Annotated in this window: 26 protein-coding genes; 12 read left to right on the top strand and 14 right to left on the bottom strand. The window is 57.5% G+C overall.

The features are described 5' to 3' along the window. Positions 1–131 precede the first annotated feature (131 nt). From nirK to K3177_RS14900, 7 genes are all read right to left on the bottom strand, one after another. Positions 132–1,187 carry a copper-containing nitrite reductase gene (nirK, locus tag K3177_RS14870; RefSeq protein ID WP_221598859.1) on the bottom strand — a complete coding sequence of 352 codons (1,056 nt, stop codon included), beginning with the start codon at positions 1,185–1,187 and terminating at the stop codon, positions 132–134. A 35-nt stretch (positions 1,188–1,222) separates the two neighbouring features. Continuing rightward, positions 1,223–1,693: a plastocyanin/azurin family copper-binding protein gene (locus tag K3177_RS14875; protein ID WP_221598860.1), complete on the bottom strand. Its 471-nt coding sequence runs from the start codon at positions 1,691–1,693 to the stop codon at positions 1,223–1,225. Beyond that, complete coding sequence (locus K3177_RS14880) at positions 1,690–2,898, bottom strand: multicopper oxidase domain-containing protein (RefSeq protein WP_221598861.1); 1,209 nt, start codon at positions 2,896–2,898, stop codon at positions 1,690–1,692. The genes K3177_RS14875 and K3177_RS14880 overlap by 4 nt, the downstream gene beginning before the upstream one ends. 70 nt (positions 2,899–2,968) lie before the next feature. Next, positions 2,969–3,280 (bottom strand): TehB family protein, encoded by a 312-nt coding sequence (locus K3177_RS14885; protein ID WP_345725417.1) that lies wholly within the window; start codon positions 3,278–3,280, stop codon positions 2,969–2,971. Then, the gene (locus K3177_RS14890; RefSeq protein ID WP_221598862.1) at positions 3,270–3,677 is read right to left on the bottom strand and encodes a group III truncated hemoglobin; all 408 of its coding nucleotides are present in this window, start codon (positions 3,675–3,677) and stop codon (positions 3,270–3,272) included. Before K3177_RS14890 ends, K3177_RS14885 begins: the two co-directional genes overlap by 11 nt. Before the next feature lie 493 nt (positions 3,678–4,170). Next, on the bottom strand, positions 4,171–4,587 hold the full coding sequence (locus K3177_RS14895) for a hypothetical protein (protein WP_221598863.1): 417 nt from the start codon (positions 4,585–4,587) through the stop codon (positions 4,171–4,173). A gap of 21 nt (positions 4,588–4,608) precedes the next feature. After that, the gene (locus K3177_RS14900; RefSeq protein WP_221598864.1) at positions 4,609–5,358 is read right to left on the bottom strand and encodes an SDR family NAD(P)-dependent oxidoreductase; all 750 of its coding nucleotides are present in this window, start codon (positions 5,356–5,358) and stop codon (positions 4,609–4,611) included. A 91-nt stretch (positions 5,359–5,449) separates the two neighbouring features. On the opposite strand from K3177_RS14900, the gene K3177_RS14905 reads away from it, so the two are divergent. The 5 genes from K3177_RS14905 (at position 5,450) to K3177_RS14925 (ending at position 9,323) form a co-directional block, all read left to right on the top strand. Beyond that, entirely contained in the window at positions 5,450–6,370 is a 921-nt protein-coding gene (locus K3177_RS14905; protein WP_221598865.1) for a LysR family transcriptional regulator, read from the top strand. 134 nt (positions 6,371–6,504) lie between these two features. Continuing rightward, complete coding sequence (locus K3177_RS14910) at positions 6,505–7,293, top strand: TSUP family transporter (RefSeq protein ID WP_221598866.1); 789 nt, start codon at positions 6,505–6,507, stop codon at positions 7,291–7,293. A gap of 227 nt (positions 7,294–7,520) precedes the next feature. Then, positions 7,521–8,201, top strand: coding sequence for an alternative oxidase (locus tag K3177_RS14915; RefSeq protein WP_221598867.1), 681 nt, complete (start codon positions 7,521–7,523; stop codon positions 8,199–8,201). 94 nt (positions 8,202–8,295) lie between these two features. Further along, complete coding sequence (locus K3177_RS14920) at positions 8,296–8,763, top strand: Rrf2 family transcriptional regulator (protein ID WP_221598868.1); 468 nt, start codon at positions 8,296–8,298, stop codon at positions 8,761–8,763. Positions 8,764–8,804: 41 nt separating this feature from the next. Continuing rightward, positions 8,805–9,323 carry a response regulator transcription factor gene (locus K3177_RS14925; RefSeq protein ID WP_221598869.1) on the top strand — a complete coding sequence of 173 codons (519 nt, stop codon included), beginning with the start codon at positions 8,805–8,807 and terminating at the stop codon, positions 9,321–9,323. Here K3177_RS14925 and K3177_RS14930 read toward each other — a convergent pair. Continuing rightward, a complete protein-coding gene (locus K3177_RS14930; protein ID WP_221598870.1) occupies positions 9,316–9,792 on the bottom strand; it encodes a MarR family winged helix-turn-helix transcriptional regulator in 477 nt (158 codons plus the stop codon). The genes K3177_RS14925 and K3177_RS14930 overlap by 8 nt on opposite strands. A gap of 112 nt (positions 9,793–9,904) precedes the next feature. Between K3177_RS14930 and K3177_RS14935 the strand changes: the two genes are divergently transcribed. Together K3177_RS14935 and K3177_RS14940 are read left to right on the top strand one after the other, a co-directional pair. Next, positions 9,905–10,927, top strand: a complete 1,023-nt coding sequence (locus K3177_RS14935; protein ID WP_221598871.1) for an alpha/beta hydrolase — start codon at positions 9,905–9,907, stop codon at positions 10,925–10,927. Positions 10,928–10,964: 37 nt separating this feature from the next. Next, on the top strand, positions 10,965–11,393 hold the full coding sequence (locus tag K3177_RS14940) for an organic hydroperoxide resistance protein (protein WP_221598872.1): 429 nt from the start codon (positions 10,965–10,967) through the stop codon (positions 11,391–11,393). A gap of 52 nt (positions 11,394–11,445) precedes the next feature. Here K3177_RS14940 and K3177_RS14945 read toward each other — a convergent pair whose 3' ends face one another. Genes K3177_RS14945 through cyoA form a run of 5 tightly spaced genes read right to left on the bottom strand, consistent with a single transcriptional unit; the run spans position 11,446 to position 16,178 of the window. Then, positions 11,446–12,093, bottom strand: a complete 648-nt coding sequence (locus K3177_RS14945) for an SURF1 family protein (protein ID WP_247714516.1) — start codon at positions 12,091–12,093, stop codon at positions 11,446–11,448. Between the two features lie 38 nt (positions 12,094–12,131). Further along, positions 12,132–12,521, bottom strand: a complete 390-nt coding sequence (cyoD, locus tag K3177_RS14950) for a cytochrome o ubiquinol oxidase subunit IV (RefSeq protein WP_247714517.1) — start codon at positions 12,519–12,521, stop codon at positions 12,132–12,134. Further along, positions 12,518–13,156 carry a cytochrome o ubiquinol oxidase subunit III gene (cyoC, locus tag K3177_RS14955; RefSeq protein WP_221598874.1) on the bottom strand — a complete coding sequence of 213 codons (639 nt, stop codon included), beginning with the start codon at positions 13,154–13,156 and terminating at the stop codon, positions 12,518–12,520. The genes cyoD and cyoC overlap by 4 nt, the downstream gene beginning before the upstream one ends. Further along, entirely contained in the window at positions 13,156–15,141 is a 1,986-nt protein-coding gene (gene cyoB / locus K3177_RS14960) for a cytochrome o ubiquinol oxidase subunit I (RefSeq protein ID WP_221598940.1), read from the bottom strand. The genes cyoC and cyoB overlap by 1 nt, the downstream gene beginning before the upstream one ends. Positions 15,142–15,188: 47 nt before the next feature. Further along, positions 15,189–16,178: a ubiquinol oxidase subunit II gene (gene cyoA, locus K3177_RS14965; protein WP_221598875.1), complete on the bottom strand. Its 990-nt coding sequence runs from the start codon at positions 16,176–16,178 to the stop codon at positions 15,189–15,191. Positions 16,179–16,324: 146 nt separating this feature from the next. On the opposite strand from cyoA, the gene K3177_RS14970 reads away from it, so the two are divergent. The 5 genes from K3177_RS14970 (at position 16,325) to K3177_RS14990 (ending at position 22,448) form a co-directional block, all read left to right on the top strand. Further along, the gene (locus K3177_RS14970) at positions 16,325–17,680 is read left to right on the top strand and encodes an MFS transporter (RefSeq protein ID WP_221598876.1); all 1,356 of its coding nucleotides are present in this window, start codon (positions 16,325–16,327) and stop codon (positions 17,678–17,680) included. Positions 17,681–17,855: 175 nt separating this feature from the next. Further along, positions 17,856–19,424, top strand: coding sequence for an MFS transporter (locus K3177_RS14975; protein ID WP_345725421.1), 1,569 nt, complete (start codon positions 17,856–17,858; stop codon positions 19,422–19,424). Between the two features lie 146 nt (positions 19,425–19,570). Further along, positions 19,571–20,590, top strand: coding sequence for an HlyD family secretion protein (locus K3177_RS14980; RefSeq protein WP_221598878.1), 1,020 nt, complete (start codon positions 19,571–19,573; stop codon positions 20,588–20,590). Continuing rightward, the gene (locus K3177_RS14985; protein WP_221598879.1) at positions 20,590–22,032 is read left to right on the top strand and encodes an efflux transporter outer membrane subunit; all 1,443 of its coding nucleotides are present in this window, start codon (positions 20,590–20,592) and stop codon (positions 22,030–22,032) included. Before K3177_RS14980 ends, K3177_RS14985 begins: the two co-directional genes overlap by 1 nt. Further along, on the top strand, positions 22,029–22,448 hold the full coding sequence (locus K3177_RS14990; protein ID WP_221598880.1) for an Ohr family peroxiredoxin: 420 nt from the start codon (positions 22,029–22,031) through the stop codon (positions 22,446–22,448). The genes K3177_RS14985 and K3177_RS14990 overlap by 4 nt, the downstream gene beginning before the upstream one ends. Here the strand turns inward: K3177_RS14990 and K3177_RS14995 are convergent. After that, complete coding sequence (locus K3177_RS14995) at positions 22,445–23,368, bottom strand: LysR family transcriptional regulator (RefSeq protein WP_221598881.1); 924 nt, start codon at positions 23,366–23,368, stop codon at positions 22,445–22,447. The genes K3177_RS14990 and K3177_RS14995 overlap by 4 nt on opposite strands. Between the last annotated feature and the right edge of the window lie 292 nt (positions 23,369–23,660).

The raw sequence follows: 23,660 nt of genomic DNA on the forward strand, positions 1-23,660 counted from the left end.
GAAATCATGGGAGAAGACAGCGACCCGGGAATTCCTGGGCCGTTCCCGGGTCGCTGCGGCTGGCGGAGTACCGACAGCCCCGATCGTTCACCCTCGAAGGAAGATGATGGGTCGAACGTTCGGCTACTGGCTTAGTCGTGGTCGAGAAGCTCTCTATTCTCTGGCCCCACAGCTTCGATTTGCGCCGCCAAGCCTTTGCTGGTGACGCGCGAAAGCGAGTGGTCGACTAGGGTTGCGAGGCCGGGTACCGGCAGATTCATTTCGCCAACGAACGTCGACCCCGGGTTCGATGGCCAAGTCTGAATCCATTTCAGCGGCTCGTTCGCGAGGCCGCCTTGCGGCCACGCCGTCGACCAAACGTTGCCGACGGGGTGGAAACTCGATGTCTTGTTCGGGCCCCCGGTGACAAGGAACACTCGCACAGTTTCGCCAACATTGGCTTTCATCGTGCCAAAGCGCGCTGCCACGAAGGGGGCGACTGCGCCATTGAACATGACATAATTCGGATCCTCGCGAACCATTGCTCGTCCGTCAAAGGTCGTCTCGCCCTTGGCGCCAAAAGCCTCCTTCGTGTACAGTTCGTGCTCACCAAGGTAGAACTCGCGATCTACCTTGGGCAGCCCACCCTCCGGTTCCACGACGATCATGCCGAACATACCGCGGCTTATATGTTCGTCCATCGCTGCCACGCCGCAGTGGTATGCGAAGGCGCCTGGGTATGTGGCCTTGAAGGTAAAGGTCTTCGACTCACCAGGGTTCACCTCGGTGTAGGCCGCACCTCCTCCGGTTCCTATCACTGTATGCAGATCGACGCTGTGAGTCTGATCACTGTCAGCCGGGTTGGTTACCTTTATCTTGAGGGTATCGCCGACCCTTACGCGGATCATCGGAGCTGGAATCTGCCCGTTAAAGGTCATGAACTTGTGAGTGACCCCCGGGAGGATTTCCGAAGTGACGACCTTGGAGATCAGTTCGACTTCGACCGTTCGCGGTGTCTTGTAATCTATGGGCGATGGCAACTTCGTCGGGTCCGCAACCACCAGTCCCGGGGCGATCGTGCCGCCATAGATGGGATCGTGATTGACCACTGGCTTCGGTACGCTTTGCGCGGCGAGTGGCGCGCACAGCGAGAGGGCGCTCAGCGCGAGGACGAGTTTCCCCGCGCCAGAAAATCTGGCGTTATTCATGGATTTACCTTTGAGTTTTGGGTCGATCTTCCGGCTTATGCGCCGGTTTTCACACGCTCGAGGAGCGTCTGAAGCTTGGACTTGGCCCGGTCCGATAAACTGCTGGCCTGGTATTGGCGTTCGATGTCGGCCAGATTCGCATTCGCGTCGCCGACGACAACCAATCCGATCATCCCCGCTCCTGCGTGCGAAGTACATTCATAGACATAGACACCCTCCTTTTCGAAAGTCACGGAGAGGTCTGCATTCTTGTATCCTTCGAATTTTTCCGCGCCCGCGGGGATCAGGCCCGCCACGGCAACCGCGTCATGGCCGAAGTCTTCGGCAATGAAATCGGCAGAGGCGCCCTGAGCCACGCGAATAATATCCGGTTCGAAGACCGTCGCTTCACCATCCGAGCCGACGTTGAGCATGCGTACTTCCGCTGCCTCCTCCGCGTATGCAGGCGTGGTGGTCGCCACACCGAAGAGGATTAGGATCGGGTACAAATCGTAATTCTTTTTCATGAGTGTTCTCCAATGGTGTTAGGCGAGTCATCGGTGGCGCCCTGTTGCGCCGCTGATTTCTGAGTAGGAGGCGTCGCGTTGGCCGCGTCGCCTTGAGCGCCGGAGCCTTTGAAGCCCGACTGCGGAATGAGGCCGCGCCCCTTCTTCATGCTTTCGATGAAGTAGAAATCGGGATCGAATTCCTTGCGGCGCCAAACATACCAGGGATCATCGCGCCCGACTTCATCGTACTCAACGATCAGGAAGACACCTCCTGGCGGCACCCCAGCGTTGCTTGTGTGATGTTCATCGTGGTCGTGGGCCGGCCAGCGGCCCGGATTGTCCATCCTGACAATGACATCGACCCTCTTGCCGAGATCCACCTTGACGGTGTCGCTGTAATATGGATCCGAAAGCGGTAACCCATCGACGTGGGTGACCAGCATGTCGTGACCGTGGAGGTGGAAAGCAACCGGAATGCTGACCGCATAGAGCCGCAACCTAAGTACATCGCCATAACGCACGCGGATGGGCTGATTGAAGGGAAAAGCTTTCCCATTGATCGAGTAGTAGTCGAAATGGCCGGTCGGGTCCGGGATCGCGAAATAGTCGTCCGCAGCCGCACTAGCCCATCCCGAGAACATCAGGATCGCATCCTTGGTGACTTCACGCTCGATCGGGAGCGGCTTGATCGGATCGACGATCAACGGCCCCCACATTCCGCGCACACCGACGTGGTTCGGCACATCGACGTGGCAGTGATACCAGAGGCTTCCCTCGCGATCGGCTACAAAGCGGTAAGTGCTCTCTCCGCCCATCGGAGCGATGTCTTGACCGTTGATCCCCGGAGCGCCATCCATGCGCCAGCTGCCACGCTGCCGAATTCCATGCCAATGAATCGTGTGGGATGCGCCGGTATGATTGGTTACACGCGCCTCGATGGTATCTCCCTGGCGCACACGGATCAGGGGCCCCGGCACCTGACCATTGTACCCCCAGACTTTAAACTCTTTGCCCCGCGCGACAGTGACCTTGGTCTCCTCGATAGTCATGTCGAAACTGTGTGTCCGCGCGCCCTTCACTGGCTTATCGCTCGGCACTCGAATCGAGGGCGGCGCGTCTAAACCTTGAGCATTCACGCGGCCGCTTAGAACCGCGCCCCCTGCTGCGAGGCCCAGGCCCGACAACTTAACTAGATTGCGTCTGGAAATGTCGAACTCATTCATGGTCAATAACCTTTTAGTGCTTCTGATATGCACCATTTATGTCAGCCAGTCGGCCGATCAACGGCGAGTCTTACGTTGCAGCGGCGAAGTCGGAGGGGAAGGCGTGATGGAATTCCACCCGCATCTTCATCGCGCCAACGGGTTCCACGCGATGGGCTTCTTGCGGCAGCACTAGGCCGGGGGTGTGCGGATCCAGAAGGTGGAGCTTCCCCGTTTCTTCGATGACGTAATCAAGCCGACCTTCTAGTACCCGGATCACTCCCCATACTCCGGCCTTGGTCGAATGTGCGTTGCGCAGTGCTGCTGGCAATGTGACTTCCGAAAACACCGGTGTCACCTTGTAGGGTTTGTTCGAAGTCACGGTGGGCCGCTCAAAGGACACGAGGAATCTCCTTGCGATCGTTTTGGCGTGCTTTAGCGAAGCGGATTCCAAGCTGCAGGCTTTCCGAAATACGTGCGGCGCGGTCCTGGAATGCCGAGGCGATTTCCGGCGGACAGAGGCGGTCCGTCGTCTCCCGCCAGATCTCTAACCATCGCGTGAAGCGATCACGTCCCAACATGTCCGGGATCGCGAGATGCTTCATCATCGGATTCCCCTTGTAACGGCCCGAGGTGTTCATGATCGACGACCAGAAAGCTACCAGCCGATCAAGATGCTCATCCCAATCTTGTATCGCATGATTGAAGATCGGACCGATCAGCGGATCGGTTCGCACTTCGCTATAGAACGTGTGGACGACGCGTTCGATCAGAAGATCGTCGACGATTGGCTTGTCCATATTTCGCACTCCGGTGCTGAGCCCCCAATGCCAGCCTAATGGCGAATCTAAAGGTGCATGTCAATAGCACTTTTAGATTCGGTTGATCAAAAAGGCCGCGCAGTGCCGGCGGAGCAGATCAAACCTGATCGCTCAGGCTGAAGATTCGGGGGGCGGCCCTCCAGGAGGGCAGGAGCGAGGGCGGTCGCCATCAGCGCTCATGGGTACAACAACTCTCCGATACAGTCTCGCAGATACGGAAGAGCAGATGAACGGTGCTTGGTCCTCCGGTATCGGGTAAACTGAAGATCACACAACCGCTGATGCTTCAGGTTCAGGAGCGGGTCATCCCTGGGTCTCCCCGGGCCCGTGATCGCTTCCTCCCGCGCCACACGATCGGGTCCTGACCGGATGCAATGCAAATTAGATCCGCCGCACATTTGATGCGTTCGGGGTGGAGTACGGCGCTGACGAACAGCGGGCCAGCAGTGCTCCCAGTGCTGGCCCATCGTGTTCAGTGTTGGCGCGGTGGGAGGAAGTCTTCCGACACCCCGCTTTGTGGGAATGCGACCACCGTCTCGCCCGACACCTTCCAATTTCCACCTTCGCGACGCATTCGCAATTCGTACAATGCTGCAGGTGCCTTTGAACTCATACGACGATACAGCAATGCAGTCGCGTGGTCGCCTTGTTGCTCGACATGTAGGACTTCTCTCGTGGTCTCTAGCGGCTTATCGCCTGCCTCACCGCGAGCAGCGAATTCGGCGAGCATTTCGCTTCGTGAAACCCGATGAACCGCTCGCTCACCGCTGACGAAGAGGATCGACTGATCGTGGGTGTAGAGCTCTTCCATTTCGGAAAGGCGATAATTGCTCCCGTGTTCCACAACGCGGTCGATGAAGGCATCGATCTCAGTATCGTATTGAGACATTGCTTAATTCCTTTCGTATCTTCAGTTCACGAGCATGCCGCCATCAACGGCGAGATTCACGCCGTTGATGAAGGTGCTCTCATCAGAGGCCAGAAAGAGCGCGGCTCGCGCCAATTCGCCTGGTTCACCAAAACGACCGGCGGGAATCGCCGTCGCGACGGCAGCTTCGAAGTCAGGCAAGGATTCAGATGAAATTCCCAGTTTGCCGAGGATCGGGGTTCGCACGGGGCCGGGGCTGATGACGTTGAAGCGGATCTTGCGATCCTTGAATTCCACCGCCCAGCTGCGCGCGAAAGCTTCAATCGCGGCCTTGGTTCCAGCGTATACGGCGTGACCGCCCATGACCTTGCGGCTGGCGATCGAACTTGTCAGGATCACCGAAGCATTGTCGTTCAGCATGGGCACGATCGATTGGACACCGAAGAAAACGGCTCTGGCGTTGACCGAGAACTGTCGATCGTATTCTTCAGGTGTCACCTCGGCAGAATGAGCTATCGAATTCATGCCGGCGTTGGCGAAGTAGATGTCGGCGCCACCGTAGGTCTGACGAACTAACTCTCGCACCTCTTCATGAGTGCTAATATCGGCAACGTCACCCACGAAGCCGTCCGCCAAATCGCCCAAGCTGGCCACTGCTTCCGTCACCGCATCGGAGCGCCGCCCCACGATCAGCACACGGGCGCCTTGGGAGACGAATGCGTTTGCTGCGGCAAAACCGATTCCGCTGTTGCCGCCCGTGACGATAGCCACCTTTCCTTTGAGAATATTCATGATGCACTTTCCTTTCGGGCGATATCTAGCTTTTACCCCCATTCACTATTAGTGGGCCTCGAAGTAATTCAATTGTGCCCGGGAGGAATGAATGGTTCGGGAGAAGACGCAGGAGGGATTGGCCACCTTCGTCACGGTGGTGGAAGCCGGAACCTTCTCGGCAGCCGCGAGCCGGCTCGAGCTCACGCCGTCCGCCGTTTCCAAGACCATATCTCGGCTCGAGGATCGCTTGCAGACGAGGTTATTCAGGAGGTCGACGCGCGTCTTGTCTCTTACGACTGAAGGCGAGCAATTTTATTCTCAGATTGCGCCCCTTCTGCGCCGCCTGGACGATGCCCAGGAGAACTTGGGCGAAGACACGGCATTGACGGGACTGCTCCGGTTGACGATGCCGACCGTGCTTGGGGAGGTGCTGATAAATCCCATCACCGCGATCTTCATGCAGCAGCATCCCAAACTGCGCCTCGAGATCGGATTGACTGATCAAAGGGTGGACCTAATCCGGCAAGGGTACGACCTTGCTCTACGAGTGGGAGAGATTCCTGACGTGGACCTGAGCCAGCGTACGCTTCCTTCGCTCAGGCTCTGCTTAGCAGCGTCGCCCTCCTACCTTCGGCGATATGGCCGCCCGATGTCCCGGACTGATCTCCGCGAACATCGCCACATAAGATATGTTACGCGCGGGGAGCCCTTCCCAGTCAGGTTTCGCGATGGCGATGTTATGAGGCCAGAGGGAACTCTCGATCTCGACAACGGCGCCCTCATGGTCAAGGCCGCGATCAACGGCGCAGGCTTGGTACAGATACTGGAGGCAGCTATTCTGGACCAATTGGCAGACGGGGTGCTCGAACGGATATTGCCTGGTGACGCAATATCAGAAGTGCCGGTGCACGTCCTGCATGGATTCGGGCGCCATGTTCCTCGAAGAGCACGCACATTCATGGACTTTCTATCGGGATGGATAGGCGCGCTTGCTGAGCGCCGTGCATCCGACGACGGCCGAATGAACTAGCTCCGTCTCCTGCCTTCGGCAGGTTAGGATTTATGAAATTAGAGAGGGATCGATCCCCCTCCCGGATTGGGCGCAGATCTCAAAGCTCTACAGCCGAGATTGCCAACATGGTTTCATTCCCATAGATCGCCCAGATGGAGCTGACTGCCGATGTAATCTTTCTGCTCGTCTCAGTCGCTTTCTTGGCCGGCGCGATAGACTCCATCGCAGGTGGAGGCGGTTTACTGACCGTTCCGGCCCTGCTCGCCGCCGGTGTTCCTCCGACGCTGGCCCTAGGCACCAATAAGCTGCAAGGCACCTTCGGCACCGCTACAGCAGCCATCACCTTTTTACTGAAGGGCAGGGTCGATTTTAGGCGGTTCTTGATTCCCTGCCTAATGGCACTCACTGGATCCGCGTGTGGTGCGTTAGTACTCACTCGGCTGGACCCAGCGTTCCTCTCCGGGCTTATACCGGTCCTGCTTATCGCAATGGCGATATATTATGCTCTGAAGCCAGACCTCGGAGACGAGGACCGAGAGGTGCGCGCACGCCCTGCGCTTTTGGTCGCCGTTTCCTTGGCGATAGGCTTCTACGACGGCTTCTTCGGCCCCGGTACAGGGTCGTTTCTGACGACTGCACTAATCGCGCTATTCGGATTCGGGACGGTTAATGCCATTGCCCACACCAAGCTGCTGAACTTCTGCAGCAACTTGGCCAGCCTGATAGTTCTTCTAGCAGCAGGCAAGGTTCTGATCCCACTAGGTCTTGCGATGGCCGCAGCCAGCATGCTGGGTGGCTACGCGGGTGCGCACAGCACCATGCGCTTTGGCACCAAGGCAGTAAGGCCACTACTTATTATCATGTGCGTAGCGTTAACTATCAAGCTCCTCTGGGACCCCACCAATCCCATCACGAAGCTGATGGCGACTCTCTTCAGCTGATCCACGCGACGGGAAATTGGTCGCACACATCCCTTATCGATCCCTTGCTGGGCCATCAGGCACCGGATCCCACCCCGACCTGACCATCACCTCACTTCAGGGGCCGAAGTGCAGTGCAGCCCGCTTTATGGTGCATCTGCGTTGCACTTTTTTATTGCACACCGCGCAATGTGTGATATCGAGTGCGAGCGCCTGCAATTCACACTGAGCGCAATTGGAGAATCGTTATGATCGACCATGTCCCAGTCAGCATCGAACATCGCAAACCTGTCGGTTCCGGTGACCGCATCGCCTGGGGGTTCACCAAGACAATGCGGTTCTTCGCGGACCTGTTCTTTCGCGAACGCCACGGTCACCGAGCGATCGTGATCGAAACGGTCGCTGCGGTACCCGGTATGGTCGGCGCCTCACTCACGCACCTCAAGTGCTTGCGAACCATGAGCGATGATCAAGGGTGGATCCGCACCTTGATGGAGGAGGCAGAGAACGAACGAATGCATCTCATGACTTTCGTCGAGGTCGCCAAACCCAATCTTCTGGAGAGGTTCTTGATCTTGATGGTCCAAGCGGGCTTCTACTGCGCATTTTTTGGTCTCTACCTTGTAGCGCCGAGGGTCGCTCACCGCGTGGTGGGCTATTTCGAGGAGGAGGCCGTTATTAGCTACACCCATTTTCTCCACGCCATCGACGATGGCCTGATAGAGAATGGTCCCGCGCCAGCGATCGCGCTGCACTACTGGTGCCTTCCCCCTCAAGCAACATTGCGCGATGTCGTCTTGAAAGTCCGAGCCGACGAAGCACACCATCGCGACGTCAATCACGGCTTCGCCGATGAACTGGCCGGAAAGGAGACCGGCCCGGTTGCTCCTTACCCAGAACACGCAGACGACATTCGCTTCGCGGCTTGACGGTGATATCGCCGGGTTTCTCTGGAGCCGATCCTCTCCTCAGGGTCGGCTTCAGCTCGTTGTGGGCACAATTTTGCGCTAAAGAACCGCGACCATGCAATTAACTCGCACGACAGACTACGCGATCAGGGTGCTCCTTCACGTCGGCTCGCGATCCGATGGTGACCAATCGTCCATCGGAGAGATTTCGCAGACCTACGGGATTTCTCGCGATACTCTAAAGAAACTGGTTCAGGATCTCAGTCAGGCCGGCTTCATTTCAGCCACCCGAGGGCGTAACGGCGGGCTGCGCCTTGGCAAGCCAGCCCAGGAGATCACAATTGGCGCTATCGTGCGACAAACAGAGACCGGGTTTGATCTGGTTGATTGTTCCACCTGCCTGGTCGCTCCGGCCTGTACCTTGCCGAGTATACTCAACGAAGCGACACGGGCCTTCCTCGCCGTGCTCGATGGCTACAACTTGGCGGACCTGCTCGAACGCAAGATCCACCTCCGGGCCCTCTTTACACGCGGGTTGCGATCCTCGGATCGAGAGCCCCCCTCCGTAAACAACTGCACCTGAGTCGCGCGGTGCGTGGGAAGCCTAGACCTTGCAGAGATTTTATGACCAGTCCGGCGCAAGTTCTCATTCTTGATGGGGATCCGTGTTTCCGAGCAAAATTGGAGAACGATTTCCGTTCTTCCGGGTATCTGGTGACGCACGCTCAGAGTTTGCCCGAGCCGGTCGACCGACACCTTGATTATGCGGTCATCAACGTAAAACTAGGAACGGGCTCAGGACTGACCGCACTTGCGCGGATTTTAGGATCAAGCCCCGACACCACCGTCGTTATGATCAGCAGCTTCGCAAGCATTGCCCTCGCTGTAGAATGCATCAAGATGGGGGCGACGGATTTCTTATTGAAACCCTGTACCGGTGATGAGATCGAGGCAGCGTTCTTCGAGATTGGTCGACCTGCGATCGCCGGAAGTTCGCGTCCGGTGACGATCAAAACACTCGAATGGGAGTCGATCAATCGGACGTTGGCCGAAACGAAATTCAATATCTCAGAGACCGCACGTCGGTTGGGCATGCATCGCCGGACGCTAGCCCGCAAACTGGCCAAAAGGCTGGTCAACTAGCATCGTTGGTTTGGGACGCCCTAAGATTTCGGCGTAGAAGGTTCAGTTCAGCATTCAGCCTTGCGATCTGCTCTTCACTGATGTTCGCGGCCTTGAGCACTTCGGAGGGCACGCACTGGGCCTGCTCCGCGAGCTTCCGCCCAGATTTGGTTAGCGCGACGCGGACGATACGCTCATCCGCTGGGTCCCGGCGTCGACCAACGAGATCCGAAGTCTCGAGTCGTTTGAGTAGCGGGGTCAGCGTGTTCGACTCGAGGTAAAGCATCTCCCCCAACTCACCGACGCTGGCCTCTCCGCGTTCGGCGAGCACGGTCAGAACCAGGTACTGCGTGTAAGTCAGACCAAACTGATCGAGAACTGACTTATACATCCGATTGAAGGCGTTGGTCGCGGAGTAGACCGAAAAACAAAGGAAATCTCTAACCTTTGTCAACTCCGCGGGTGGGTGGGATTCAGCTGTCTTGCTCATATCGACCATATAAATCGCACACGATTTAATCGCAAGGGTTGACGCCAAGCTCCAACACACCTATTTGAATCGTGCGCGATCGAATCGCGCACGATTGACTAGGAGATTGAAGATGAGAAAGACCCTGAAATACGCTGCGGCGGCCCTAGCCTTTTCGGCAAGCGCATTCGCAGTCCCTACCGCCTTCGCCGGCACGCTGGAGCCGCAAACGCAGAGGTTCATTGATAGCCTTGCTGGAGCGACGCCCATTTACACGCTGCCTCCCACCGAAGCGCGTGACGTATTGGCCGGAGCGCAGAAATCGGTGCCCGTCGAACTCGCCGATGCCACTGCAACCGATCTCGTACTTCCGCTCGGTCCTACGGGCAGCACCTCGATCCGCGTCTACCGTCCGATGGGCGTCAAGGGTGAGCTGCCTGTCGTCATCTATACCCATGGCGGGGGTTGGGTATTGGGCGACAAACAAACCCATGAACGCTTGGTGCGCGAATTGACTGCCGGATCCGGTGCGATGTTCGTCTTCGTTGACTATGAACGCAGCCCCGAGGCGCGTTATCCGATCGCGATCGAGCAGGTTTATGCTGTGCTCGAGTATGTCGCCAACAATCCTGACGAATTCGGGGCTGACCCGTCGCGCATCGCCATTGCTGGCGATAGTGTCGGCGGTGACATGACCGCCGCTGTCGCGCTACTCGATAAGGAGCGCGGTGGGCCCAAGCTGACCGCCCAATTACTCTTCTACCCGGTGACCGATGCCTCGATGTCAACGGCGTCCTATGGCGAATTCGCTGACGGTCCCTGGCTGACCAAGGAAGCAATGGCGTGGTTCTGGAATCAATACCTCCCGGACACGACCAAGCGCGGCGATATCCACGTCTCACCTATCAATGCCAGCACGCAGCAATTGAAGGGCCTGCCACAGACGCTTCTTATCGTGGATGAAAACGATGTCCTGCGTGATGAAGGCGAAGCTTTCGGACGCAATCTTGCCGCCGCTGGCGTAGATGTGACCTCTGTCCGATACAACGGCACGATCCACGATTTCATGCTGCTGAATCCGATTGCGGAGACCGCGGCCGTTCGCGGGGCCGTCTCGCAAGCAGTGACGTACCTTCGCGGAGTCTTTGCGAAATAAATCCTCCCGTTCAACTAATCTATAAAGGAATCACAACATGTCCATCTCTCCTGCATACTCCACGAGTGCAACCGCTTCAGGGGGCCGCGACGGCATCGCGCGTACCGATGACGGCACCTTTGAGGTAGCGCTTGGCACGCCCCGGGAACTGGGCGGCGACGGCCGTGGCAACAATCCGGAACAGCTATTCGCCTCCGGCTATGCAGCCTGCTTTCTGGGCGCGATGAAATTCGCGGCGTCTCAGAATGCAGATCTTCCCCACGTGCCGACGGACGCCAGCGTCAACGCCTCGGTTGGAATTGGCCCCCGCAACGACAAAGGCTTCGGATTGGTTGTTGCGTTGACGATCAGCCTTCCCGGCGTCGAGCGTGACGCTGCCGAACGACTGGTCGAAGAAGCAGATACAATCTGCCCCTATTCGCATGCTGTGCGAGGCAATGTAGAGGTATCCCTCGCGGTCGCTTAATGCAGCTTGCGAGTGCACAAAGCGGGGACGACGGTTTGTCGTCCCCGCTCTGTCACCGTTGTTTCAGCCGGATGATTTTCCAGAAACCAAATGCACTTACCAAGGCCAACGCGAACCATGTGAATGCGTATTGTAGATGGGCGTTGCGAAAAGTGGTCTGCGTCAATCCGGCTATGGGAACCTGTCCCTCGATATAGACCTGATCGTCGATGAAAATGCCCGACGAGACTTTTACCCCGCGCGTGGCGGCGATGGCAGCGACGTCTCGCGTGAACCAACGATCGGACGACGGAACGTTGGTCCGCAAGAACCGACCCTTGGGTTCACTCAATCGTATTAGACCGATAATCCGCACGTGAGCTCGTGGCGGCGCTGGAAGATGCGCCTTGTCTGCCTGGGGGAGGAAGCCACGGTTTACCAGGACCGTGCCGCTGGTGTCCTCGAACGGGTCGAGCACCCAGTATCCGGGCCCCAACTCGGTGACCGTCTCGACCAAAGTCGTTCGGCTTCGCAGAAATGCACCTTTAAGCATTACCCGACGATATTCGGAGGCAAGCGTCGGCCCTCGAACTCCGTGGGCTTCTGCAAGCGTGACTGGCGCCGCATTCACGCGACTCTCGACGCGTGCGATCAACGAGCGCTTCCATGCCAATCGCTCTAGTTGCCACACTCCCAGCGCGGCGAAAGCCGCGAATGCCATAGCCAAGAACCCCAGAAACGCAGCCCGTTTCACCATACTCAGAAGCTGGCGGGCTCCGAGGTCGGAACGCTCGTTCCAGTCATCATCCCGGGCATCATGTTGGTATTGAGATGATACATGATCCAGAGCGATCCCGCGATCATGATGGCGAGTATGACCACCGTGAAGATGGTCGTGATCAGCGACCAGCCCCCGTGCGTCTTGGTTGTTACATGCAGGAAGTAATGGATGTGCACGACGATCTGTACCAGGGCGGCAAGCACGACGGTAAACGCGAGCCAAACTTTCGCGATCGGCGCCTCACCCATGACCAGCGCGAATGGGATGATCGTCAATACCCCTGAAAGACAGAGACCGATTATGTAGGATCGGGATGCGTCCTTGCGATCTTCGAAGCTCAGCGACACCATTTCGATCTCGGCGCTCATGCGATGACTCCCAAGAGGTAAACGAAGGTAAATACGCCTATCCAGATTACATCCAGGAAGTGCCAGAACATGCTCAGACAGGAGACACGCCGGAGCATCGCCGCATCGAGCCCCCACTTTCGAATTTGCAATATGGTCACGAGAGCCCAGAAGATGCCGATAGTGACATGTAGGCCATGAGTGCCGACAAGGGTAAAGAATGCAGACAAGAAGCCACTGCGCTGTGGAACCGCACCTTCACTTGCAAGCTCCGCAAATTCAAAGAGTTCTACGCCGACGAAGCAAACGCCCAAGCACGCTGTGATACTCAGCCAGGTGATCGTTCGCGCCTTCTCTCCCGCCCGCGCCGCGATCATAGCCACGCCGAAAGTACCGGATGAAGCCAAGAGGATCGCGGTATTGAGTGCGACCAGCTTGAGATCGAATATCTCGGCACCCGAAGGACCGCCGGCTGTCGCACTGGCGAGAACGCCGTAGGTTGCAAAGATCGATGCGAACAGCAGAGCATCACTCAGCAGATAAATCCAGAAGCCCAGATCAGTCGTACCTGCAATATCGTGATGATGATCGTCATCGGTCAGCCAATCGCGGACCGGTAAGTCGTTGGCATAGCTGTCAGCTTCACTAGAATGCATCAGGCCGCTCCCTCAGCCAAAGCGGACATTGTGCGAGCCTCCACCTTCGCGACATAATCTGCTGGGAGTATCACGTCGCGATTTCGGTTGAAGGTGTGTCCCACGGCGACGATGAGCATCGCCAAAAAGGATGCGATCGCCATCCACCATATGTACCAGATCATTGCGAACCCAAACGCGATCGAGAGAGCGGCCAGAATGGCACCGGCGCCGGTACTTCTTGGCATGTGAATTGGGCGATAGCCAACGGTAGGCGCTCGGCTCCCGCGTCTCTTCATGTCATACCAGGAATCGAGACTTCTCACGATCGGTGTGAAGGCGAAGTTATACTCGGGTGGCGGCGACGTTGTGGACCATTCCAAAGTTCGGCCGTCCCATGGGTCGCCGGTCGTATCTCGCAGTGCTTCGCGTTTCCTGATGCTGACGACAATCTGTATCAGGAAGGCCACTATCCCGATTAGAATGATGATGGCTCCGGCAAATGCGAGCAGGAACCAAATCTGCAGGCTCGGGTCCTCAAAATGGCGCACTCTGCGTGTCGTACCCATGAGGCCTACTATGTAAATCGGCGTCCAGGCCAGCCAATAGCCGATCAGCCAGCCCCAGAAATTTACCTTGCCCCAGAACGGGTCTAGCCGGAAGCCGAAAGCCTTCGGGAACCAGTACTGGATACCGGCGAACAGCCCGAACACCACGCCCCCGATGATCACGTTGTGGAAGTGGGCGACCAGGAAAAGCGAATTGTGTAGGACGAAATCCGCCGGGGGGATCGCCAGCATCACGCCCGTCATGCCCCCCACCACAAATGTGACCATGAAACCGACGACCCACATCATCGGAACGTCGTAACGGATTTCGCCGCGGTACATGGTAAACAGCCAGTTGAATAGTTTGGCTCCCGTCGGGATCGAGATGATCATGGTCGCAATGCCGAAGAAGCTGTTGACGCTGGCGCCCGAGCCCATCGTGAAGAAGTGGTGCAACCAGACCAGATAGCTCAGGATGGTGATGCAGACTGTTGCATATACCATCGAGGAATACCCGAAGAGCCGCTTACCGGAGAACGTCGAGGTGATCTCAGAGTAGATACCGAATGCGGGCAATACCAAGACATAAACCTCGGGGTGCCCCCATATCCACACTAGGTTCCAGTACATCATCGGGCTGCCACCGAGGTCGTTCGTGAAAAAATTCGTGCCGACGTACCTGTCCAGAAGCAGTAACGCGAAAGCCCCGGTTAGAGGCGGAAAAATGGCGATAGCCAAGATATTGCTGCAGAAAGCGGTCCAGGTGAATACGGGCATTTGCATCAACCCCATTCCAGGCGCCCTCATCTTGATCACCGTGACGACCATATTGATTGCGGACAGGGTTGTCCCGACCCCGGCAATTTGCAGGGACCAAAGATAATAATCAGGTCCCACTCCAGGTGAGTTTTCGATGTTCGCAACCGGGACGTAGTTCAGCCATCCGGCGGTCGAAAACTCGCCTATGAATAGCGAGAACATCATGAGGATCGCGCCGGCAGCGGTTAGCCAAAAACTGAGGTTATTTAGAAAAGGGAACGCCACGTCGCGCGCTCCAATCTGCAGCGGCAGTACGAAATTGACGATGCCCACGACAAGCGGGATGGCGACGAAGAAGATCATGATCGTACCATGTGCGGTGAAGACCTGATCGTAGTGGTGTGCCGGCAGGTAACCTTCGTTGCCGCCGAATGCCATCGACTGCTGTAGACGCATCATCAGCGCGTCGGCGAAGCCACGCAGAAGCATTATGACGCCGAGGACGATGTACATGATGCCGATCTTCTTGTGGTCGACACTAGTGATCCAATCGCGCCACAAAGGCACCCACAAGCGATACTTCGTCAGGAGAGCAAGAACTGCCAATCCGATAAGGGCGACGCCGGCGAAAGTCCCGATCAGGATTGGCTCGTGATAAGGAATGCTGTCGAGTGTGAGACGACCGAAGATGGGGGACATGGCCGCGTGGCCAACTCCGTGGCCTACTGCGGTATTCGTCAAAGCGGTCACTGGTGACGTCCTGTCATTGTCATGTGTTCCTTTGCGGCAGCGCCGTCTTCTCCCGCAGGGTCCGCCCGCTTCGCCGGGGTGCCATGCATGCCCGGCATTTCGCTCATGCAGACCTGGTCGGGTCGCACACACCGCTCCAGGATACGACGATAGAGATCGTCATCTACTGCGGTGAAGCGCATTACGGGGACCTTCTCGCTAGGCCTCTCGAGCGCGAGATACCTCTGCCGGTCCAGGCGAACTCCTGTATCGGCGACGAGGCGCACCCAGTCAGCAAAGCCTTCCTCACTGACCCCCCGCACATCGAATGTCATATCGCTGAAGCCCGCCCCACTATAGTTGGAGGATAGACCCCGCCAATTGCCAGACTTGTTCAGCACAGCATGAAGTTGACTCTGCATGCCCGGCATGGCGTAAATCATCCCCGCCAGCGTCGGCACGTAGAAGCCGTTCATCATGTTCGTCGAGGTGATGTCGAACCGCACTTGTCGGTCTACTGGCAAAACCAATTCGTTCACCGTTGCGATGCCTTGCTGCGGGTAGATGAACAGCCATTTCCAATCCATGGAGACGACTTGAACCGTCAGAGTTTCCTCGTCTGACAACGCTCCCTTGGAGTAGCCGTGAGTGTTGTCGAGCGGTCGATAAGGATCGAGCAGGTGCGTAGACGACCAGGTCAACGCACCGAGTGCGATGATGATAAGGAGAGGCACCGACCAGATCCCCAGTTCGAGCGCAGTCGAATGGTCGAATTTCGGATCGTATTTCGCTCCACCGCCTTTTCGATACCGCCAGGAGAACCAGACGATCATGATCATTACCGGAACGATGATCACCAGCATGAGGTAGACGGATATCATGATGATATCCCGCTGAGACTCGGCGATCCGTCCGGCAGGATCGAAGACATCTCGAGAGCATGACGCGAGGAGCAGTGTGGCTGACGACAGGCTCACCAGACCAGAGCGGCGAGAAATTTGGGTCATGACCCCGGCTCTATCGCCGTGCGAACGGAGCTTACATTGGACATTTCGTCCAATGTCGTGGACCTGGTGAATGCGTCATTGGTGGACGAACTCGAACTTCAAGGCGTCACAAAATCTCGGAGGCGTCTCGACCCACGGACACAGCGATGGCGGAAAATCTCCTCAACCAACCTCTGGACCAGCCGAATTCGCGCTCCTTGGAGCGCGACGCCGAAAGGCTACACGATCATCAGGGGGTCAATCCAGGCGAGATCGCCATCGGGGTGATCCTAGGACGTACGAGCGAATTCTTCGACTTTTTCGTCTACGCGATCGCCGCTGTTCTGATCTTTCCCAGCCGGATCTTCCCGTTCGCGTCGCCGAACCTAGCAATGGCCTACTCCTTTGCAGTCTTCGCATTGGCTTTCGTGGGTCGGCCCCTGGGAACGCTGGTCTTCACTTACATCGATCACAACTATGGCAAAGGTGTGAAGCTGACGTCGGCACTCTTTCTCCTCGGAGGCTCGACGATCGCGATTGCCCTAATGCCTGCTTACGAAACCGCCGGCACGCTTTCGGTCGCCCTGCTTTGCTGCTTCCGCTTCGCGCAGGGTGTCGCCCTAGGCGGCGCCTGGGATGGGATGCCATCCCTTCTGACGCTCAATGCGCCCGAGCGTCGCCGAGGCTGGTACGCGATGATCCCTCAGTTAGGCGCGCCTATCGGGCTTATCGTAGCCTGCGCCTTGTTCGCCTATTTCGCAGCGATCCTAACAAAAGACGATCTGCTCGATTGGGGGTGGCGATATCCGTTCTTTGTCGCTCTGGCGATAAACGTCGTTGCGTTGTTCGCGAGGCTTCGACTGGTGGCCACCCCGGAGTTCCAGCGCTTGTTCGAAACGCGCGAACTTCAACCCTCACCTCCTTTCCAAGCCCTAAAGGAGGAATGGCGGACAATCTTGCTTGGTTCGTTCGCACCACTCGCGAGCTTCGCACTTTTCCACCTCGTAACGGTATTTCCGCTTTCATGGGTAACCCTTACCACTGATGAGAACCCTGTGCGCTTTCTGCTCACAGAGGCCCTCGGCGCGGGCCTCTGCATCCTCGCTGTGGTCGCCTCCGGGATCCTTGCCGATCGGTTCGGGCGCCGTACCATTCTAGCTACCTCCGCCGTTGCAATCGGGGCCTTCAGCGGTTTCGCGCCACAGTTGTTGTCTGCGGGGCCGGGCGGTGAGACCGCATATCTTCTTATGGGGTTCGTGTTGCTCGGACTGGCCTTCGGCCAATCATCGGGCATCGTGAATTCGCGTTTTTCGCAGATCCATCGCTATACGGGCGCCGCAATCGTTGCCAACAGCGCTTGGTTTTTCGGCGCCGGGTTCGCCCCATTGGTCGCCCTGCACCTTTCGTCCCACTTCGGGCTCTGGTCGATCGGCCTGTACCTGCTTTCCGGCGTAGCAGGCACCCTAGGCGCCCTTTATGCAAATAGTGAACTGGGCAGCCATCTTTCGACGCAGGCCGGCTGACCGCTGATAATTGGGGTTCACAGTTGTTAGAAACAGGTTGGGCCTGTGTCTTGCCCACCTAATGGTGAGATGAAAATGTTTCACCAATCAATTGCCGAGTTGGGCATTATCTGATCGATCGGGCGAGTTTATCCCGGAATGCGTGTCAGAACCGCAACCTCTTGAAGCCCGCAGCGTGCGAGCAACGCTCGAAACTCAGGGCCCTCCGACCATCGCGCTCGCGACAGCTGCGTACGGAGCGCTCGTCGGTTCGTTGTTCCCCGTCGTGACAGTTCTGTCGTTGAGCGATGTGTCTGGCGGGCTTGGCGTTTCGTTGGATAGTGCCGCTCTAGTAAACACTATGCAGAACGTGGGAGCGGTGGCCGGTCTTCTCATCGCGCCTACCCTCGCCTTCGGTCTCGGTCGGGGGCGGATAATGGCATTGTCGGGTGCCGGTTTTGCGCTCGCTTCACTCGCTTGCGCTATCTCGCCCAACCTTCCCTGGATGCTCTTTGCCCGACTGCTCCAAGGTTTTTTTGGGGGCATCCTGCCGTTCATGCTGATGCTTCTCGTGATGACCACCATGCGCCCCGGCATCCAACGCTTCAGCTGGTTGATCGTTTTTGCGGGTACTACTTCGATCCTTTTTGGGGCCGCTGCAAGTGTCGGCGGTTTCTTGGTCGACCATCTGGGATGGCGTTCGCTCTTCTGGGTACAGACGCTACTGACCGTGCCGTATGTCGGGGCGGCTATGCGCGCCTTGCCCAAGGAGAGAGGCAACCCTGCCTTAGTGCGAACCGCCGATTGGACCACTTGGAGCCTCCTTTCGGTGGGTCTAGGCATGGTACTTTTCGCCGTATCGGAGGGAGAGCGGCATTTCTGGTTCGAGAGCTGGTGGGTACCAGCCCTGATCGTCGGCGGTCTGGTCGCATCTGCCCAAGGACTATTGGGACTGCGAAACGCTAGTCGACCGATCTTCGACCTCTCAGTCTTCCGAACTCCGAGCTTCACCTGGGCGATCATCCTGTCGATCTTCTTCAGGTTTGGTCAGATGTTCGTCCTTCTCATAGTACCCCAGTTCTTGGCACGACTGCAGGGCTTTCGTGCCGCGGAAGTGGGCAATGTACTGCTCGTGATGGTCCCCGCTACGGGATTGGCCCTGGCTGTTGGCCACTATTGGTTGCGGCGATATGACGGCAGATGGCTGATGTCGGTCGGGCTCGCGTGTTTCTCGGTAGCGGCTTGGCAGTGTGTAGGGCTCAATTCCCAATGGGCGGCCCAGCAACTCTGGCGGCCGGCCCTCATCTCTGGCCTAGGAATGGGCTTTTTCAGCGTCGCGGTGCTTCAGTTCGCCATCTTTGGCGCCAACATCCAAACCGGTCCTACGATTGGGGTCTTTTTCAACCTAGCCCGTGTGTTTGGAATCGTGGCCGGTTCGAGCACGCTCTCACACTTGTTGGTCGAGCGAGAGAAGCTGCATTCGGCAGAGATGGGCGTTGCTCTTGGCGTTACAGACCCTCAAGTTGCTGACCGCCTCATTTCGACCGCAAATGGTTTTGCAAGATTTGCTTCTGACCCAGCCGGTGTTCAAGCCTCTAGCCTTGCTTCCTTGGCACGCGCCGCCAGTCAGCAGGCTTTTGCACTCGCATTTTCCGACGCCCTGACAATCACCGCTCTTACGCTTTCGCTGGGCGCACTCCTCGTCTGGGTCCTCCCACCTATTCCTAGTGAGGCTAAAACCTCCGCAACAAGGGTTTCCGCATGACTACGCAAGCTCCTCCCGCCGAAGGAGATATGACCGCCGCGCCGTCGAAGGCTCTCCCTCACGCGAGCCGACGCGTAGCGCGTGCGTTGTGCTTCTCATTGCTGGCGGTGGGGGCCGTTGCGTTGGCCTATCGGGAGGGGCCGGGGTTGGTAGCGTACGTCGAGACCGACAATGCTTACGTGAAAGGCGACATCACATTCGTATCGTCAAAAGTGCCTGGCTACGTCGAGGAAATCCTGATCGAGGATATCCAAAAGGTCTCAAAGGGCGATGTGTTGTTACGCATCGATCCAATTGATTACACATCTGCTATGCAAGACTCTCGCGCTGCCTTGGAACAGGCGCGGGCCAGTGTTCAGCAGATTGCCGCTCAACACGCCTTGCAGCGGGCGCAGATTCGCGCTGCGGAGGCAGGCGTCACGTCCGCTATTGCCACTGATCGTAAGAGCGCTAGCGAGCTGGCCCGCAACAACTCACTCGTTGAGATCGGTGCAGTTAGCTCCCAGCAGGTCGAAGGTGTGGCAGAGCAACGCACGAAGGCAGCCTCGGCGGTTGCTCAGGCACGCGCGCAGGCGGAGATCGCTAAAAAGCAAATCGGAGTGCTTGATGCGCAGAGTTCCACGGCTCAGGCTCAGCTGACAAGCGCACAGGCGCGTCTGCGCCGCTCCAGAGCCGACTTGGTGCGCACAACTGTAAGGGCTCCTCGCGAAGGGCGGGTCGCCGCGCGCAACGTACGTGTCGGGGAATTCGTCAACCCGGGTACACGTCTTTTAGCGATCACTCCTACGACCGGATTATGGATTGAGGCCAACTTGCGTGAAACACAGCTTAGCAGAGTCCACAAAGGGGATCGGGTCGAAATTGATGTAGATGCGATCCCAAGCCGCCCATTCTGCGGCACTGTCGAGGGCTATCAAGGGGCGAGCGGATCCGAATTTGCAGTGATCCCGCCCGATAATGCTACTGGAAACTTCACGAAGATTGTGCGCCGTTTCACCGTGAGGATCCTCTTGGACGACCATCAGCCAGAAATGGATCGGCTCGCTATTGGAATGTCAGTCACGCCGAGAATTGCGATCGGATCGCACACGGACGGGCGATCGCATGGTGGATTGATCTCGTGGTTGCTGGGCGGTGGATCGTTCTCCTGCGGGAAAGCAATGTGATGCGCCGCTTAGCAGCCTTCAGTCCGTTCTTGCTGCCGCTAGCTCTCGCTGGCTGCATGACTCCGCCGGACTTAGGCGTGAGACCAGAGCCCCTTTCTGCGACGGAGCTCGACAGTTCAAGGTCGTTCGATGCATCGTCCAGCGCATGGCCAGCGGATGGCTGGTGGCGTGCCTACGCTGATCCGCAACTCGATGCTTTGATCAACGAAGCTTTGCAGAATGCCCCCACGATGGCATTGGCAGCCGCAAGATTGCGAAAGGCCGATGCGTTGCTAGGCAAGGCCAGAGCCAGTTCCGTGCCCTCACTCAAGGTGGACGGAGGAGTTTCGCTTAACAAGCCCAGTAGCGAAGTAGGGATCCCGGTCTCTTCTGAAAGGAGAGGCTATAATGACTACGGTCGCATTGGTTTGGGGCTGTCGTGGGATCTAGATTTCTGGGGCAAAAACCGGGCTTTGCTGGCGGCGGCAACATCTGAAGCAGAGGCGGCGAGTGCAGACGCAGCCTCCGCGCGCCTACTTATTTCGACCTCGGTGGCGACAGCCTACGCTGATCTTGCGAAAGCGAAGGTCGACCGCGATATACTTGCAGTTTCGATAACCCTCAGAGAAAAGCGTCTCGCGCTTGTTCGCGCGAGGGTTCAGCAAGGGATGGACTCGCAGAGTGAGTTGGCAGATGCCGAAGCCGCCCCAGCAGCCGCGCGTACGGAATTGGCGCAAATCGACGAAACGATCAGACTTCTGCGAAATCGCCTCGCCGCACTTGTCGGTGCAGGGCCAGATCGCGGTCTGCAAATCGCTATGCCTGAAGGCTCCGTCCCCAACGCATTCGGGTTGCCCGAAAACTTGGCCGCTGAACTGCTCGGTCGTCGTCCTGATCTAACGGCCGCAAAGTTGCGTGTTGACGCGGCAGGTCATCGCATTGGCGTGGCTAGGGCGCAGTTTTATCCAAATATCAATCTCCTCGGCCTCCTCGGCTTTGAGGCACTGGGGATCGGCAATTTGCTGAGTGCCGGAGCGGACAACGGAGCCATCGGGCCGGCCATCAGCCTTCCAATCTTCGATGGCGGGCGTCGCAAGGCAGAATTTCGAGGAGCGCGCGCAGACTATGATGCTGCTGTCGCCTTATACGACGAGACATTAACCCAAGCTCTGCGCGAAGTCGCTGATGTCGCGGTTAGCATCGATCAACTTGCCATTGAAATCGATCATGCTTCGACCGCTGCCGCTGCAAGCGAAAGGGCATATGCTCTCGCACTCGCTCAGTACAAAGCTGGCGCTAGCAACTACCAGAGTGTCCTCACAATAGAAGATGGACTGCTCGCACGTAGGCGTGTGCTATCCAGCCTTCGCTCACGAGCTTTCATCCTTGACGTTGCCCTCATCAAGAGCCTTGGCGGCGGCTATTCCTCGGTCGAAGGCTCCACAGGAGTACGGCAGAAATGAGATTGCTTTATTCGACGCAGGCGACCGCGCTGGGCGGCAGGTCGGGCTCGGTATGCAGCATCGATGGTCGCTTGCGCGCTGAATTATCATCGCCGGAAGCCATGGGTGGCAATGGCGGCAGCGGGACCAATCCTGAACAATTGCTCGCTGCAGCATACGCTTCCAGCTTTCTTTGCGCTGTCCGCGAAGCGGGCACACGCGCCGGCCATTCCATCCCTCCCGATGCCAACGTCACCGCCAGAGTCGATCTGACTGAGCATGAGGGCGCGAGCTGGCAACTTTCGGTTTCACTTACGCTTGATCTGCCTGAACACGGCAATGACCGGTTTGACTCAATTGTTAGCGAAGCCCGTCGCATTTGCCCCTTGGTCAGTGCGACCAACAGCACTATTTCGGTGGGGGTCCAGCGGATTTAGCATTCAATCCCTACCGCCCACGCTTGTCCAGCGAAGTGATCTCTTAGAAATTCCATCAGCACGCGAACTCTGGCCGGGCGAGCCCGCCCAGGCGGCGTCATCATATAGACCGAAACCAAGGGGGCGGACCACCCAGTCAGAAGCTCCGTCAGTTGTCCATCGCGCAACTGCTGCCACATGAAGAACTCTGGGACCAGAGCAAGGCCGATACCCGCGACCGAGGCATCCACCACCGCAGCCGCGTGATTCACCCGATAGACACCGTTCACAGTCGTCGAAACGCTTTCACCGTCTTGAGAGGTGAATTCCCATGTGCGACCCCAGGAAACGTTCGTCGCAACAATTGTGGGATATTTCGCCAGGTCTGCCGGATGATCAGGCACCCCTATGCGCTCGATCAGGTGAGGGGCGCCCACGAGCGGACGGCGAAAAGAGAACAATCGACTGGCGCGCATCGTTGAGTCGGGGCTCTCTCCGATTCGAATAACGAGGTCGTAGCCCTCGGAAACGATGTCGATTTCGTCTTCAGATAGGTTTAGGTCGACAATTACATCCGGATACAAATGTAAAAATTCCGGAAGTACCGGGGACAGGGCCTGCACGCCGAGGCCCGTGGCGCAAGCCATTCGCACCGTGCCACGCGGCACCGCTGCTTCCTCCAGAATATCCGCTTCGATCGCAGCGCCATCTGCCAAAATTCGCTGGGCTCTTTCGAGGGACAAACGACCGGTTTCGGTAAGGGAAAGCTTGCGGGTGGTGCGGTGAAGAAGGCTGGCTCGCATGCGTTCTTCGAGGCGCGTGATCATTTTCGAAACAGTAGTTTTCGATACACCGAGGTCTTCGGCCGCTTGGGCAAAGGAGCCTCTCTCAACGACCTTAGCAAATGCAGCCCAAGCTTCGAGATCCGGCAATCGGCTCACACCGCAAATACATCGCGTCGTTTAGCAACGCAGCGCCGCGCGCAGTGGCAGAGCCCATGAGAACAGTCGAGACGACGATCCGACAATCGGTAGTCGATAGAGCTCGTCTCAGGCTTTCGCCAAACAGTTTTTGGCCGCATAAACCTTAACCTTTAAGCGCAGACCGGGTGTCGCCGGCAAGGAACTCTATTTCGCACCTGATCGGATCAAAACAGAGCAAGCGAAGGACAATAGGGATCACCGAAGACAGACTGTAGAGCCTCTACTTTTAGAGAACGACAATTTTGAGTGT

The organism is Qipengyuania pacifica (assembly GCF_019711555.1).
GTDB classification, from domain to species: domain Bacteria; phylum Pseudomonadota; class Alphaproteobacteria; order Sphingomonadales; family Sphingomonadaceae; genus Qipengyuania; species Qipengyuania pacifica.